This is a genomic window from Pseudomonas siliginis (assembly GCF_024072275.1).
In the GTDB taxonomy this organism is placed as follows: domain Bacteria; phylum Pseudomonadota; class Gammaproteobacteria; order Pseudomonadales; family Pseudomonadaceae; genus Aquipseudomonas; species Aquipseudomonas siliginis.
The window spans coordinates 2,071,463-2,085,792 of sequence record NZ_CP099598.1 but is presented as its reverse complement, the minus strand read 5'-3'; the positions used below and the strand labels follow the sequence as shown (position 1 = coordinate 2,085,792).

The following is a 14,330-nucleotide window of genomic DNA, read 5'->3' as shown; positions in this document are numbered from 1 at the left end:
AAATCGTTGAACAGATGGTTTTCATTATCACGATATGACCAAGGAGCTAAAAAATGAGCAAACATAGCATCCTCATCCCAAAACCAGGTGCCATTGCAAAACAGTCTAATGTCTTCACTTGGCAATTCGGCACCAACCCTGAAACCACGGCCACTATAATTTCTTTTGAGCTACGTCATTTTATTCCGACGGGCGAAAAGAGCTGGTCAATCTCAGGGTCCACAGGAACGCTGGAGGAGAAGAATATCTTTCTCTACTCTTTCTCGATCCCCTATACCAGTGACGCCCCGTTCCATAAAACTTATACGTTGGAAGACGGGCTGACATTCCAGCACGGCCACTCGTCACCTGGACCCTCTGGGTTTTATGGATTTACTTATGTTGATGCTGATGAAGCCACGGTCACTATCGACATCCATCCCACCAAGGGGATTGCTAAAGGTACATTTGAAGCAAAGTTCAAAAGCCATGGATACCGAACGCAGCCTATAGGTACTTTCAACTTGCTTAGGGATGATTTGTGATTTTTCGCGACAACGTTTCGATCAGATTGCATCCCCGCCCTTTCAGCCGTATGGCGCTTCGCGAGCAGGCTCACTCCAACATTGGATCTGCGCTGATCACAGACTAGGTGCCAGACACCAATCCCCTGTGGGAGCGAGCCTGCTCGCGAAGAGGCCATAACAGCCAGCGAAATTATTGAGGCAACTTGAGCTTATCCAGCAGTCGATTGACCAACAGTTCGTTGAGCATGATCACCTGTTGCAGCGCCAGCAGTGGTTTGCGTTCCGGGCCGCCTATCGAGTTGGCGATGTTACCGGCCATGGCATGCGCGTATGAAAGCGACTCGCAGGCCTCGACCAACAGGGTTTCGTCATCCAGCGTGGGGTCCACGACATAGACCGGGCGATATTTTGGAGAGCTTGGTGGAGCGGCCAGATCTTCGGGTTTGAGGTAGTAATCGAGGGCGCGGTCGGTGGCTTCCTGGATTTTTTGCGGATCGAGAGCGCGGTCGTGGGGGGGTGGCGGGTTGGGGGTGACTTTGAACATGATGAAACTCCTATCGCAGACTGAAGGAGCCATCACCTTCGCTACCAAACGAGGGTGGCGGCCATACGCGGGTTGGTAGACCGGCTGCAATAGGAACCCGGCGCTCGCGAACGAGCCCCACGCATGACCACCATATAACCATGCCCCCAAAAAAAGGACGGTCTGAAGGCGTAGACATACGGCCATTACAGACGGGCTACCAAACCCGATCACTGCTTTCTGTCAGTGACCGAGAAACGATATAGCCAACCTCATGGCGCGTAAGCCGGCGGATTCTGGCGTAGGCGTAGGCAATGGCGCAAGGAGTTGTAGCCGGGATGGCGTAACGGGTCGTGTAGTTTAAACATTGGTATTTGATGATGTTTAAGTTCAGAGATTGCCTCTGACAGGCAGGTGGTTTGATGTCGTCTGGAAGGGAGCTTTCGCGAGCAGGCTCGCTCCCACAGAAAAGCAAGGCAGCGCGGCTGCCCGCGGCGAAGCCGCACCACTCAACAATGAGCGCAAGCTCGAGTGCTTTTGATCTTGATCCACCGGCGACGTCGGAAGGCTGAGTGGAGGGATTGATCCGGGGGTGGGAGCGCAGCGACCGTCTGGCGCAGCCAGACACAGCGGAAGGAGGTGCAGCGAAGCAAACCGGAGCCGCTGCGCCCGGATCAGTCCCGGAGCGAAGGGACCCGAGCTTGCGAGGGCCGAACGCAGGAGCTAGCGTTTTTTGCTTACTTTTTTTGGCGCTTGTAAAAAAGTAAGTCGCCGTCAGGCGAAACCGCCAGCCGCAGCTCCCGAAGCAACGGATATGCCCCCAAGAGCAAGATCAAAAGCTAGCCCCCTCACCCCAACCCTCTCCCCCAAGGGGGCGAAGGGGAAAGGGAGCAGGTCTTCATGCAACGCAAAATCCCGGCCCGGCTCAAAATCAGTCACCGAGAAATTCAGCCACCTTCTGCGCAGCACCCGCCAAATGATCGGAATGCGCAAAGCCAGAAGCCTTGAGCGGCTTCAAATCATGATCCCCCGCCACCAACCAAAACACCTCAATCCCCGGCGCTAACGAATAGCCCTCAACCGCCTCGCGATTCCCCAGAGCGTCCCGCTCTCCCTGCACAATCAACGCCCGCGTGCGCAACGAAGCCAAATGCTCAACCCGCGGTTTCTCCGGCTTCCCCACCGCATAAAACGGATACCCCAGACATACCAACGCATCCACCCCCAACTCATCCGCCACCAGACTCGCCATCCGCCCACCCATGGACTTGCCGCCAATCGCCAACGGCCCAGCGACATGACGCCGCACAAGCGCAAACACCTCCCGCCAACATTCCTGCAACTTGCCAGCAGGATTCGGCGGCCGCTTCACCCCATCCACCCGCCGCTGCGCCATATAGGGAAACTCAAACCGCAACACGTTGACCCCAAGCCCGGCAAGGCGCCCAGCCATGTCGTTCATCCACTCGCTATCCATCGGCGCCCCCGCCCCGTGGGCCAGAATCAGCGTTGCTGAAGCCTCACCAACAGCGGCATCCCACAACCATCCATGATCGAGCACACACTGCGCCCATTGATCCCCGTCAATACTGGCCTTGTGCTGTTTGTCCATGCTTGCCTCGCTTTTAGTCTGCCTATAACTCCAGGCGAAGGATTCGCGTCGTTTGCGCGCGCTCACTTCGGCTGAACCGTGGATGGGGAACCATGAACACTTCTATCAGTACCGCCTACAACTACAAGGTGGTCCGCCAATTCGCCATTATGACGGTGGTGTGGGGCATCGTCGGCATGGGCCTCGGGGTTTTTCTCGCGGCGCAATTGGTCTGGCCGGAACTCAACTTCAATTTGCCCTGGACCAGTTTCGGCCGTCTGCGCCCGCTGCACACCAACGCGGTGATCTTCGCCTTCGGTGGCTGCGCGCTGTTCGCCAGCTCTTTCTATTCGGTGCAACGCACCTGCCAGACGCAATTGTTCGCGCCGCAAATCGCCGCGTTCTGCTTCTGGGGCTGGCAACTGGTGATCCTGCTGGCGGCGATCAGCCTGCCGCTGGGTTACACCAGCTCCAAGGAATACGCCGAACTGGAATGGCCGATCGACATCCTGATCACCATCGTCTGGGTCGCCTACGCGATCGTGTTCTTCGGCACGATCATGCAGCGCAAGACCAAGCACATCTATGTGGGCAACTGGTTCTTCGGCGCGTTCATCATCACCGTGGCGATCCTGCACATCGTCAACAACCTTGAGTTGCCGGTGAGTTTCACCAAGTCCTACTCGGTGTACGCAGGTGCAACCGACGCCATGGTGCAGTGGTGGTACGGCCACAACGCTGTGGGCTTTTTCCTCACCGCCGGTTTCCTCGGCATGATGTATTACTTCGTGCCGAAACAGGCCGAGCGTCCGGTGTACTCGTATCGCCTGTCGATCGTGCACTTCTGGGCCTTGATCACCCTGTACATCTGGGCCGGCCCGCACCACTTGCACTACACCGCGCTGCCGGACTGGGCACAGTCACTGGGCATGGTGATGTCGCTGATCCTGCTGGCACCGAGCTGGGGCGGCATGATCAACGGCATGATGACCCTCTCCGGCGCCTGGCATAAGTTGCGCAGCGACCCGATTCTGCGCTTCCTCGTGGTGTCGCTGGCGTTCTACGGCATGTCGACCTTCGAAGGTCCGATGATGGCCATCAAGACTGTCAACGCCCTCTCCCACTACACCGACTGGACCATCGGCCACGTACACGCCGGCGCACTCGGCTGGGTGGCGATGATCTCGATCGGCGCGCTGTACCACATGATCCCGAAAATCTTCGGCAAAGCGCAGATGCACAGCGTCGGCCTGATCAATGCGCACTTCTGGCTCGCGACCATCGGCACCGTGCTCTACATCGCCTCGATGTGGGTCAACGGCATCGCCCAGGGCCTGATGTGGCGCGCGGTCAACGAGGACGGCACGCTGACGTATTCCTTCGTCGAAACCCTGGTGGCCAGCCATCCGGGCTTTGTCGTGCGGCTGATCGGCGGGGCGATTTTCCTCAGCGGCATGTTCCTGATGGCTTACAACACCTGGCGCACCGTGCGGGCCTCGCAGCCTGCCGACGTCGTCGCTGCCGCGCAGATGGCTTGAGGAGTCCGCCATGAAACACGAAACGATTGAAAAGAACGTCGGCCTGCTGATGCTGTTGATGGTGTTCGCCGTGAGCATCGGCGGCCTGACCCAGATCGTCCCGCTGTTCTTCCAGGACGTCACCAACAAACCGGTGGAAGGCATGAAGCCCTATACCGCGCTGCAACTGGAAGGTCGCGATATCTACATCCGCGAAGGCTGCGTCGGTTGCCACTCGCAGATGATCCGTCCGTTCCGCGCCGAAACCGAACGCTACGGGCACTACTCGGTTGCGGGCGAAAGCGTTTGGGATCACCCGTTCCTGTGGGGCTCGAAACGTACCGGTCCGGACCTCGCCCGGGTCGGCGCGCGTTACTCGGATGACTGGCACCGCGCGCACTTGTACAACCCGCGTAACGTCGTGCCGGAGTCGAAGATGCCAGCCTACCCGTGGCTGGTCACGCAAGCGGTCGACAGCAGCCACACCGAAACCAAGCTGAAAACCATGCGTACCCTCGGCGTGCCGTATACCGATGACGACATCAGCGGCGCGGTCGCCAGCCTCAAGGGCAAGACTGAAATGGACGCCCTCGTTTCCTACCTGCAAGTGCTCGGCACTGCAATCAAGAGCAAGAGGTGAGTCATGGTCATTGAAATGAGTGCAGGCCTGATTCGCGGTCTCGGCACGGTCGTGGTGTTCGTCGCGTTCGTCGGCCTGACCTTGTGGGTGTTCAACCGCAAGCGCACCCCGGAATTCGCCGAAGCACGCCTGCTGCCGTTCGCCGACGAGCCACTACCCGAAACAATTTCAGCCCCTGAAACAAGGAGTACCCGGCCATGACCACCTTCTGGAGTACGTGGATCTGCGTACTGACCATTGGCAGCCTGATCGGCCTGACCTGGCTGCTGATCGGCACCCGCCGGGGCGAGACCAAGGGCAGTGTCGACCAGACCATGGGCCACAGCTTCGACGGCATCGAGGAGTACGACAACCCGCTGCCGCAGTGGTGGTTCATGCTGTTCGCCGGCACGTTGGTGTTCTCGGTGGGTTATCTGATTCTCTATCCGGGCCTGGGCAACTGGAAAGGCATCCTGCCCGGCTATGAGGATGGCTGGACCGGCGTGCACGAATGGGAAAAGGAAATGAACAAGGCGGACGCCCGGTTCGGGCCGATCTTCGCCAAATTCGCCGCGATGCCGCTGGAAGAAGTGGCCAAGGATCCGCAGGCGCTGAAAATGGGCGGTCGTCTGTTCGCCTCCAATTGCTCGGTGTGCCACGGCTCGGATGCCAAGGGTGCGTTCGGCTTCCCTAACCTCGCCGACAGCGACTGGCGCTGGGGCGGCGATGCCGAGACGATCAAGACCACCATCATGGGCGGCCGCATGGCGGCCATGCCGGCCTGGGGCGAAGTGCTCGGTGAGTCCGGGGTAAAAAACGTTGCCGCCTACGTGCGCCACGAACTGGCCGGCCTGCCGCTACCCGCCGACAGCAAAGCAGACCTGCAAGCCGGACAGCAGGCGTTCAGCACCACGTGCGTGGCTTGCCACGGCGCAACTGGCCAAGGCACCCCTGCCATGGGCGCACCGAATCTTACCCACCCGGCCGGCTTCATTTATGGCACCAGCCTGACCCAACTGGAACAGACCATCCGCCATGGTCGTCAGGGGCATATGCCAGCGCAGAACGAATTGCTGGGCAACGATAAAGTGCAATTGCTCGCCGCTTATGTGTACAGCCTGAGCCACGGATTGAACACAGAAAAACTGATAACTGAAGACAACAAGAAATAGCAATTGCGTACACCACTGCCGCAGCTTTCTCGCTGCGGCAGTTTCCCGTCCCTTTGCGACGCATTGTCGCACCCCTTGGATCCTCTCCTTTCGGAACCCCGGATTCGGGTCTACGCTTCATCGAAGCGGACCGGCTGAAGTCGGTTTCCAGATCAATCCCGAACGATGCGCGCCGTGAACCGGTTGATGGATTCGCCGCAAACGCAGGTAGATAACGGCTGTTGCGCCGATTGCCCGCAATTTCCCGATCACGACCTGTGAACGGGCACCGTTGACGGCGATCAGGATTGCGAGCTTTTTACGCGCACTGCGACATTTTGTCAGAGGCCATTTTTGACCCTACGCGGCGCATGGAAAGGCCGCAGAATCAGCGTTGGAAAGCATTGACCCAGGTCATGGCGCGTTGCAATGACCCCCTGCTTTATACATACTTGCGGCCGATTTTATCCCTATAAAAATACCCAAACCGTGGAACCTTAGAATGAGCACAGCAATCAGTCCGACTGCTTATAACTATAAGGTAGTCCGCCAGTTCGCCATCATGACGGTGGTCTGGGGGATCCTTGGCATGGGGCTCGGTGTCTTCATCGCCTCGCAACTGGTCTGGCCGGAACTGAACTTCGGTCTGCCGTGGACGAGCTTTGGACGCTTGCGCCCGTTGCACACAAACCTGGTGATTTTCGCCTTCGGCGGTTGTGCACTGTTTGCCACTTCCTACTATGTCGTGCAGCGAACCTGCCAGACGCGACTGATTTCCGACAGCCTCGCTGCCTTCACCTTCTGGGGCTGGCAAGCGGTGATCGTCGGCGCAATCATTACCTTGCCGCTGGGTTACACCACCACCAAGGAATACGCCGAGCTGGAATGGCCGATCGCGATTCTGCTGGCAATTGTCTGGGTCACTTACGGTCTGGTGTTCTTCGGCACCATCACCAAGCGCAAAACCAAGCACATCTACGTCGGCAACTGGTTCTACGGCGCGTTCATCGTTGTCACCGCGATGCTGCACATCGTCAACCACATGTCGCTGCCGGTCAGCCTGTTCAAGTCGTATTCGGCTTACTCCGGTGCCACTGACGCGATGATCCAGTGGTGGTATGGCCACAACGCGGTGGGCTTCTTCCTGACCACCGGTTTCCTCGGGATGATGTACTACTTCGTGCCGAAACAGGCCGAACGCCCGATCTATTCCTATCGTCTGTCGATCGTGCACTTCTGGGCGCTGATCACCCTGTACATCTGGGCCGGCCCGCACCACCTGCACTACACCGCCCTGCCGGACTGGGCACAATCGCTGGGCATGGCGATGTCGATAATTCTGCTGGCGCCAAGCTGGGGCGGCATGATCAACGGCATGATGACCCTGTCGGGCGCCTGGCATAAGTTGCGCACCGACCCGATCCTGCGCTTCCTCGTGGTGTCGCTGGCGTTCTACGGCATGTCGACCTTCGAAGGGCCGATGATGGCGATCAAGACCGTCAACTCGCTCTCGCACTACACCGACTGGACCATCGGCCACGTACACGCCGGCGCCCTCGGTTGGGTAGCGATGATCTCGATCGGCGCGATCTACCACATGATCCCGAAACTGTTCGGCCGCGCGCAGATGCACAGCACCGGGCTGATCAATGCGCACTTCTGGCTTGCCACTATCGGCACCGTGCTCTACATCGCGTCGATGTGGGTCAACGGCATCACCCAAGGCCTGATGTGGCGTGCAATCAACGATGACGGCACCCTCACCTACTCGTTCGTCGAAGCGCTGCAGGCCAGCCACCCGGGCTTCATCGTCCGCGCGCTGGGCGGTGCTTTCTTTGCCAGCGGCATGCTGCTGATGGCTTACAACGTGTACCGCACTGTCCGTGCGTCGGATCCGGTTGAAGCCGAAGCCGCCGCCAAGATTGCCGTCGTTGGAGCTCACTGATGAAGCATGAAGCTGTCGAGAAGAATATTGGCCTGCTGGCCTTCTTCATGGTCATCGCCGTCAGCGTCGGTGGCCTGACCCAAATTGTTCCGCTGTTCTTCCAGGACGTCACCAACAAGCCGGTCGAGGGCATGAAGCCACGTTCGGCGCTGGAACTGGAAGGCAGCGACGTCTACATCGCCAACGGTTGTGTCGGCTGCCACTCGCAGATGATCCGCCCGTTCCGCGCTGAAACTGAACGCTATGGCCACTATTCGGTCGCCGGTGAAAGCGTCTGGGACCACCCGTTCCTGTGGGGCTCCAAACGTACCGGCCCGGATCTGGCCCGTGTGGGCGGTCGTTACTCCGATGACTGGCAGCGTGCGCACTTGTACAACCCGCGCAACGTGGTCCCCGAGTCGAAAATGCCGGCTTACCCGTTCCTCGTGGAAAACAAGCTCGACGGCAAGGAAACCGCGAAAAAAATGGAAGTCTTGCGCACCCTCGGCGTGCCGTACACCGACGAAGACATCGCCGGTGCACAGGATGCCGTGAAGGGCAAAACCGAAATGGACGCGCTGGTGGCCTATCTGCAAGGCCTGGGCACCATCATCAAAAGCAAACGGTGAATCTGATGGATATCGGGATGATTCGAGGCCTGGGCACCGTGGTCGTGATGGTGGCCTTCATCGGTCTGGCCTTGTGGGTGTTCAGCCCCAAGCGCAAGTCGGAGTTTGACGACGCGACCATGCTGCCTTTTGCGGATGATCCCGAAGCCATCAAGCACGTCGAGCAAGCTTCTAGGAGTAACAAAGAATGACTACATTCTGGAGTCTGTACGTCACAGTCCTCAGTCTCGGTACGATCTTCGCCCTGACCTGGCTGCTGCTGTCGACCCGCAAGGGCCAACGCAGCGAACAGACGGACGAGACGGTCGGCCACTCCTTCGACGGGATCGAGGAGTACGACAACCCGCTGCCGAAATGGTGGTTCATGCTGTTCGTCGGCACTATCGTGTTCGCTCTGGGCTACCTGGTGCTGTACCCGGGTCTGGGCAACTGGAAAGGTCTGCTGCCGGGCTACAACTATCTGGATACCGAGAAACAGACCGCGTTCGCCAACGGCCAGACTGGCTGGACCGGCGTCCACGAGTGGGAAAAGGAAATGGCCCGTTCGGACGCGCGCTTCGGTCCGATTTTCGCCAAGTTCGCGGCGATGCCGATCGAGGAAGTCGCCAAGGATCCGCAAGCACTGAAGATGGGCGGCCGTCTGTTCGCGTCCAACTGCTCGGTGTGCCACGGTTCCGACGCCAAGGGCGCCTATGGCTTCCCCAACCTGACCGACGCCGACTGGCGCTGGGGCGGTGAGCCGGAAACCATCAAGACCACCATCATGGGCGGCCGCCACGCGGTGATGCCGGCGTGGGCGGAAGTGATCGGTGAGCAAGGCGTGGCCGATGTGGCTGCTTACGTGGTGACCAATCTCGACGGCCGTAAATTGCCGGAAGGCACCAAGGCCGACCCGGCCAACGGCCAGAAACTCTTCGCCGCCAACTGCGTGGCTTGCCACGGCCCTGCCGGCAAAGGCACGCCGGCCATGGGTGCGCCCGACCTGACCCATCCGGGCGCATTCATCTACGGCTCGAGCTTCGCGCAACTGCAGCAGACCATCCGTTACGGTCGTCAGGGCCAGATGCCTGCGCAGGAACAACTGCAGGGCAATGACAAGGTGCACCTGCTGGCGGCGTATGTTTACAGCCTGTCTCACGGTGAAAAAGCACCGGAGGCGAAGGCTGAGTAAGGCCAACGCTTGAAGCAAAAAAGGCCCCGCCAATGGGAATTGGCGGGGCCTTTTTTCATGCTGGCATTCATGATTCGAAACGCTTGCTCAATGGACCTGAGCTGCGATGCACGGTAGGTTTTTTTCGCCCCGATAATCCATATCGGGTCCACTTCAAGGATGAAGCCCAATGTCGAAAGATCACCAAAGCGCACTGCAAAATCAGCCTCAACCCGGCTCTACCCATAGGGCAGGGTTCGAACGAACATCTGTGAAACCGTTACTCGAGGTATCGCAGCAAACCATGAACAGCCCCGGCGACGGTGGCGGACTCGACGGCCTCGGCGGCGGTAGATTGCTCTGACAAGGGCAGCAAAAACACCGAATTTACGCCCTGTATCCAGTGCCTCACGCCTTGGCGGGAGGCGCCTTCGCCGGTGCCCTTATGAAATTGACAAACCGATCGTCCCCGACCTGCCTTTTCGATTGCGGTGAAAACCTCAAAATAGTAACGTTCCTACATCAGAATTTCTGGAGGCCAAACATGATGGCCATCACCACCATTTCCAGCCGCGAGTTCAATCAGGACACCAGTGCAGCCAAAAAAGCCACGCGTCAAGGTCCAGTAATCATTACTGACCGAGGCAGGCCTGCCCACGTATTGCTCAGCATTGAGGAGTACCAGAAACTGACCGGTTGCGAGACCAGCATCGTTGAGCTGCTGGCGATGCCGAATGCGCTTGAAATCGAATTCGAACCCGAGCGCGCTGTAATCACTCCTCGCAGCGTGGACCTTTCCTGATGTTCCTACTGGATACCAATGTAGTTTCCGAGCTGCGGAAAAAACAAGCCGACAGGCATGTGGTGAAATGGGCAAACAGCGTTTCCCCAGCCAGCCTGTATCTATCTGCAATCACTGTGCTGGAACTGGAAACGGGCGCCCTGCGTATCGAACGTCGTGACCCTTCACAAGGCCAGCTGCTGCGCAACTGGCTGGAACATCACGTCAAACCGGCGTTCTCTGGAAGAATCCTGCCTGTCGATACCAGCGTCGCCACCCGGTGCGCACGATTGCATGTTCCCGACCGCAGCAGTGAATGCGACGCCTTGATCGCCGCCACCGCGCTTGTGCACGGGCTTACGCTGGTAACTCGCAACATTGCGGACTTTCAACTCAGCGGCGTCAATCTGATCAACCCATGGATCGCTGCCAATAACTGACTGCTGAACACCCCGCCCTATCACCGGCGGGGCTTTTTTCATGGGCGTTGGGCAAAGATTGAATGCACAACCGTGGTATCGATCAGCGTCCGCTCACGCCACTGGTTGTTCTTCACCAGATAGATCTGCAAATGCTTGCGATCCTCGGTGAAATTCGCAGTCAGGTAGGTTTGCTGAGAGGTGCTTCCGCTGAGATACATGGGGACGCTGCCTTCCCAGTAGGAACTTCCTCCCTCGGTATGCAGGTGGCCGGCGAAAATGGCCGTCACCTGGTACTTGTTGACCATGTCATGGAAACGCTTCTTCTGCTCGGGGCTGCCCTGGTGCCGCAAGGGTTTATGCATATTGATAATGATGGCGTAGCCCGACGCTCGCGCCAGTCGCAGATCGGTCTCGAGCCAGTCCAGTGCGTCGTTGATTTCGAACGTTGTCGGGTTCAACGGATGAGCAATCCGGGTGGTGTAGGTCGGCTCGTTATTAAGCTGAACCATATGCACTTCGCCGATATTTTTCGAATAGGCGAGACTACCGGCATACGTCCTGCTCAGAAAACCGTCAGTGATTTTCAGATCAAAGTTATCGACTTTACCTTCATGATGTTCTTTGAACTCGACAATACTTCCTGCAGCACAGTTATTGGTAAAGCAATCATCAACATTGTTTTCATAGTCGTGATTACCCAAGCCGTAAAGATATTCACCCTTGAAGTGCCTGTTCAGCGAATCCTTCATGAACGAGCGCTGCCAGCCATGACCAAAAGCGGTTATATCGCCATTGATCATCAAAGGAACCTGCGCTTGGGAGCCGTGTAGATTTCTGAATTCGGCAATGCTTGCAAGTTGGGTTTCAATCAGCCATTTCGAGCGCGCCGTGAATTCTGAATCCGATTCGGGCTCGCGGATATCAGTCTTGTCTGTCCACGGATATTGAGTATCCGAAGCAAAGACCATATGTTTCGGCATGCCAGTTGTAGCCTGAGCGGTAATAGCCGAAGCTACCAGACAAGCACCCATAAAGGTGCTCATGAATTTATTCAAAGCCATGCTTGAAATTCCATTTCAATTAATTTTCGGTACGCAAAAGAAGTTTCGCGCGAACAGAACTTATTCGAATACCGCGAAAACTTCAAAGCCTTCACCTACAACAATCGAGTGAATATATTTCAGACCCAACAACTTACAACATACCAATCAATAGAAACCCGTAGCGTCCGGCCTGAGTTGTCGCCTGGACGAAAACAATCACGGGTGTTATTCAACTTGCGAAATCAACGGCAGTGGCGTGAACAAACAATTGAAAGGATGAACTAGCCACTTCGGCAAAAGCGTCCATACTCAACAAGTCAATTGATCTGCGTCAGGCTTTTGCGCAATCGCTACACCATCCGCATTTTTTACCCAACGCGACCAAAGGTCGCACCCTTGAGCCAGAGCGGCAGGCGTATCATCGCGCTACTGCAACAGCCTTTTTGACCTCGGTTGGCACGTATCGACCGAGGCATTTTTCCACTGCCGTGGGATGCAATGATGAGCAATCAGATTCCGGTACACGACGTCACGCCACCGAGCAAGAACGCGAACAACAGCGTCGATCTTTATGCCTCACGAGAAAAAATCTACACCCGTGCCTTCACAGGCCTGTTCCGCAATCTGCGGATGCTTGGCGGTGCGGCGTTGTTTCTGCTGTATTTCGGCACGGTGTGGCTGAACTGGGGCGGTCATCAGGCGGTGTGGTGGAACCTGCCGGAGCGCAAGTTCTTCATCTTCGGCGCGACTTTCTGGCCACAGGATTTCATCCTGCTCTCGGGCCTGTTGATCATTGCCGCGTTCGGCCTGTTCTTCATCACTGTCTATGCCGGGCGTGTCTGGTGCGGTTATACCTGCCCCCAGAGCGTGTGGACGTGGATTTTCATGTGGTGCGAAAAGGTCACCGAAGGCGACCGCAACCAGCGCATCAAGCTCGACAAGGCGCCGATGAGCGCCAACAAATTCCTGCGCAAGCTGGCCAAGCACTCGCTGTGGCTGCTGATCGGTTTCGTCACCGGCATGACCTTTGTCGGCTACTTCTCGCCGATCCGCGAACTGGTTATCGAGTTCTTCACCGGCCAGGCTGATGGCTGGTCGTATTTCTGGGTCGGTTTTTTCACCCTCGCCACGTACGGCAATGCCGGTTGGTTGCGTGAGCAGGTGTGCATCTACATGTGCCCGTATGCGCGCTTCCAGAGCGTGATGTTCGACAAGGACACGCTGATCGTTTCCTACGACCCGCGCCGTGGCGAAAGCCGTGGGCCGCGCAAGAAAGGCATCGACTACAAGGCGCTGGGGCTGGGCGATTGCATCGACTGCACGATGTGCGTGCAGGTCTGCCCGACCGGCATCGACATCCGCGATGGCCTGCAGATCGAATGCATCGGCTGCGCGGCGTGCATCGACGCTTGCGACAGCATCATGGACAAGATGGATTACCCGCGCGGCCTGATCAGTTACACCACCGAACACAACCTCTCCGGGCAGAAAACCCATAAACTGCGACCGCGCCTGATCGGTTACGCCGTGGTGCTGCTGGCGATGATCAGCCTGTTGGTCGCCGCGTTCTTCATGCGTTCACTGGTCGGCTTCGACGTCAGCAAAGACCGCGTGCTGTACCGCGAAAACGCTGAAGGCCGGATCGAAAACGTCTACAGCCTGAAGATCATGAACAAGGATCAGCGCGACCACACTTACCTGCTGCAAGCCGAGGGGCTGCCGGACCTGCGCCTGCAAGGCAAGCGCGAGATCAAGGTTGCCGCCGGCGATATCGTCAGCATGCCGGTCGAGTTGTCGAGCGCACCGGAACAACTGCCATCGAGCACCAACGAGGTGAAATTCATCCTCAAGGATGCCGATGACGAAAGCGTCCACGTTGAAGCCAAGAGCCGATTCATCGGCCCACAAATCCGTTGAGAGAATTTTGAACATGCCCGCTGCAAACGCCGCAAGTCCCTGGTACAAGCACCTCTGGCCGTGGATCATCATCGCGATTCTGGCCTGCTCGGTGGCCTTGACCCTGTCGATGGTGACCATCGCGGTGAACAACCCGGACAACTTGGTCAACGACAACTACTACGAGGCGGGCAAAGGCATCAACCGTTCACTGGATCGCGAGCTGCTGGCGCAAACCCTGAAGCTGCGTGCGGCGGTGCATCTGGATGATGTGACCGGTGAAGTCGATCTGCGCTTGAACGGTGACAGCCAGCCGCAAACCCTGGAACTGAACCTGATCTCGCCGACCCAGCCGGAAAAGGATCGCAAGATCGTTCTGACCCGCAGTGGCAGCGAGAGCGGGCGCTACATCGGCCAGCTAAGCGACAAGGTCGAAGGGCGGCGCTTTGTCGAGTTGCTCGGCAGCCAGGACGAGCACGTGTGGCGCATGTTTGAAGAAGAGCTGGTCAGCCATGACAAGGAACTGCTGCTGGGGGATGAGCCACTGCAGGGTGCGGAAGACCTGAAGAAGTGAATCA

Annotated in this window: 16 protein-coding genes; 13 read left to right on the top strand and 3 right to left on the bottom strand. The window is 57.8% G+C overall.

Going from position 1 to position 14,330, the window contains the following annotated elements; translation table 11 throughout:
* The first annotated feature begins 53 nt into the window (after window positions 1-53).
* The gene (locus tag NF676_RS09860) at window positions 54-524 is read left to right on the top strand and encodes a hypothetical protein (protein ID WP_052392185.1); all 471 of its coding nucleotides are present in this window, start codon (window positions 54-56) and stop codon (window positions 522-524) included.
* Window positions 525-696: 172 nt separating this feature from the next.
* On the opposite strand, the gene NF676_RS09855 is transcribed toward NF676_RS09860, so the two are convergent.
* Window positions 697-1,050 carry a DUF6124 family protein gene (locus NF676_RS09855; RefSeq protein ID WP_133338899.1) on the bottom strand — a complete coding sequence of 118 codons (354 nt, stop codon included), beginning with the start codon at window positions 1,048-1,050 and terminating at the stop codon, window positions 697-699.
* Between the two features lie 910 nt (window positions 1,051-1,960).
* On the bottom strand, window positions 1,961-2,641 hold the full coding sequence (locus NF676_RS09850) for an alpha/beta family hydrolase (protein ID WP_252887623.1): 681 nt from the start codon (window positions 2,639-2,641) through the stop codon (window positions 1,961-1,963).
* Window positions 2,642-2,733: 92 nt separating this feature from the next.
* On the opposite strand from NF676_RS09850, the gene ccoN (NF676_RS09845) reads away from it, so the two are divergent.
* The 10 genes from ccoN (NF676_RS09845) (at window position 2,734) to NF676_RS09800 (ending at window position 10,831) form a co-directional block, all read left to right on the top strand.
* The gene (gene ccoN, locus NF676_RS09845) at window positions 2,734-4,158 is read left to right on the top strand and encodes a cytochrome-c oxidase, cbb3-type subunit I (protein ID WP_217850964.1); all 1,425 of its coding nucleotides are present in this window, start codon (window positions 2,734-2,736) and stop codon (window positions 4,156-4,158) included.
* A gap of 10 nt (window positions 4,159-4,168) precedes the next feature.
* A complete protein-coding gene (ccoO, locus tag NF676_RS09840) occupies window positions 4,169-4,777 on the top strand; it encodes a cytochrome-c oxidase, cbb3-type subunit II (protein WP_003223389.1) in 609 nt (202 codons plus the stop codon).
* A gap of 3 nt (window positions 4,778-4,780) precedes the next feature.
* Entirely contained in the window at window positions 4,781-4,978 is a 198-nt protein-coding gene (locus NF676_RS09835) for a cbb3-type cytochrome oxidase subunit 3 (protein ID WP_016773878.1), read from the top strand.
* A complete protein-coding gene (gene ccoP / locus NF676_RS09830) occupies window positions 4,975-5,928 on the top strand; it encodes a cytochrome-c oxidase, cbb3-type subunit III (RefSeq protein ID WP_095179454.1) in 954 nt (317 codons plus the stop codon). The genes NF676_RS09835 and ccoP (NF676_RS09830) overlap by 4 nt, the downstream gene beginning before the upstream one ends.
* Before the next feature lie 481 nt (window positions 5,929-6,409).
* Window positions 6,410-7,852 carry a cytochrome-c oxidase, cbb3-type subunit I gene (ccoN, locus tag NF676_RS09825; RefSeq protein WP_024012334.1) on the top strand — a complete coding sequence of 481 codons (1,443 nt, stop codon included), beginning with the start codon at window positions 6,410-6,412 and terminating at the stop codon, window positions 7,850-7,852.
* The gene (gene ccoO / locus NF676_RS09820; RefSeq protein ID WP_252887622.1) at window positions 7,852-8,460 is read left to right on the top strand and encodes a cytochrome-c oxidase, cbb3-type subunit II; all 609 of its coding nucleotides are present in this window, start codon (window positions 7,852-7,854) and stop codon (window positions 8,458-8,460) included. The genes ccoN (NF676_RS09825) and ccoO (NF676_RS09820) overlap by 1 nt, the downstream gene beginning before the upstream one ends.
* Window positions 8,461-8,465: 5 nt before the next feature.
* A complete protein-coding gene (locus NF676_RS09815; protein WP_016775513.1) occupies window positions 8,466-8,651 on the top strand; it encodes a CcoQ/FixQ family Cbb3-type cytochrome c oxidase assembly chaperone in 186 nt (61 codons plus the stop codon).
* Window positions 8,648-9,631 carry a cytochrome-c oxidase, cbb3-type subunit III gene (ccoP, locus tag NF676_RS09810; RefSeq protein ID WP_150635810.1) on the top strand — a complete coding sequence of 328 codons (984 nt, stop codon included), beginning with the start codon at window positions 8,648-8,650 and terminating at the stop codon, window positions 9,629-9,631. The genes NF676_RS09815 and ccoP (NF676_RS09810) overlap by 4 nt, the downstream gene beginning before the upstream one ends.
* Before the next feature lie 526 nt (window positions 9,632-10,157).
* Window positions 10,158-10,412, top strand: a complete 255-nt coding sequence (locus NF676_RS09805; protein WP_056786773.1) for a type II toxin-antitoxin system Phd/YefM family antitoxin — start codon at window positions 10,158-10,160, stop codon at window positions 10,410-10,412.
* Window positions 10,412-10,831, top strand: coding sequence for a type II toxin-antitoxin system VapC family toxin (locus NF676_RS09800; RefSeq protein WP_252869093.1), 420 nt, complete (start codon window positions 10,412-10,414; stop codon window positions 10,829-10,831). The genes NF676_RS09805 and NF676_RS09800 overlap by 1 nt, the downstream gene beginning before the upstream one ends.
* A gap of 38 nt (window positions 10,832-10,869) precedes the next feature.
* Here the strand turns inward: NF676_RS09800 and NF676_RS09795 are convergent, their stop codons facing one another.
* Window positions 10,870-11,874, bottom strand: coding sequence for a metallophosphoesterase family protein (locus tag NF676_RS09795; protein WP_252869092.1), 1,005 nt, complete (start codon window positions 11,872-11,874; stop codon window positions 10,870-10,872).
* A 483-nt stretch (window positions 11,875-12,357) separates the two neighbouring features.
* On the opposite strand from NF676_RS09795, the gene ccoG reads away from it, so the two are divergent.
* Window positions 12,358-13,773 (top strand): cytochrome c oxidase accessory protein CcoG, encoded by a 1,416-nt coding sequence (gene ccoG / locus NF676_RS09790; protein WP_016773872.1) that lies wholly within the window; start codon window positions 12,358-12,360, stop codon window positions 13,771-13,773.
* A 13-nt stretch (window positions 13,774-13,786) separates the two neighbouring features.
* Window positions 13,787-14,326 carry a FixH family protein gene (locus NF676_RS09785; RefSeq protein WP_056784237.1) on the top strand — a complete coding sequence of 180 codons (540 nt, stop codon included), beginning with the start codon at window positions 13,787-13,789 and terminating at the stop codon, window positions 14,324-14,326.
* Window positions 14,327-14,330: the final 4 nt, after the last annotated feature.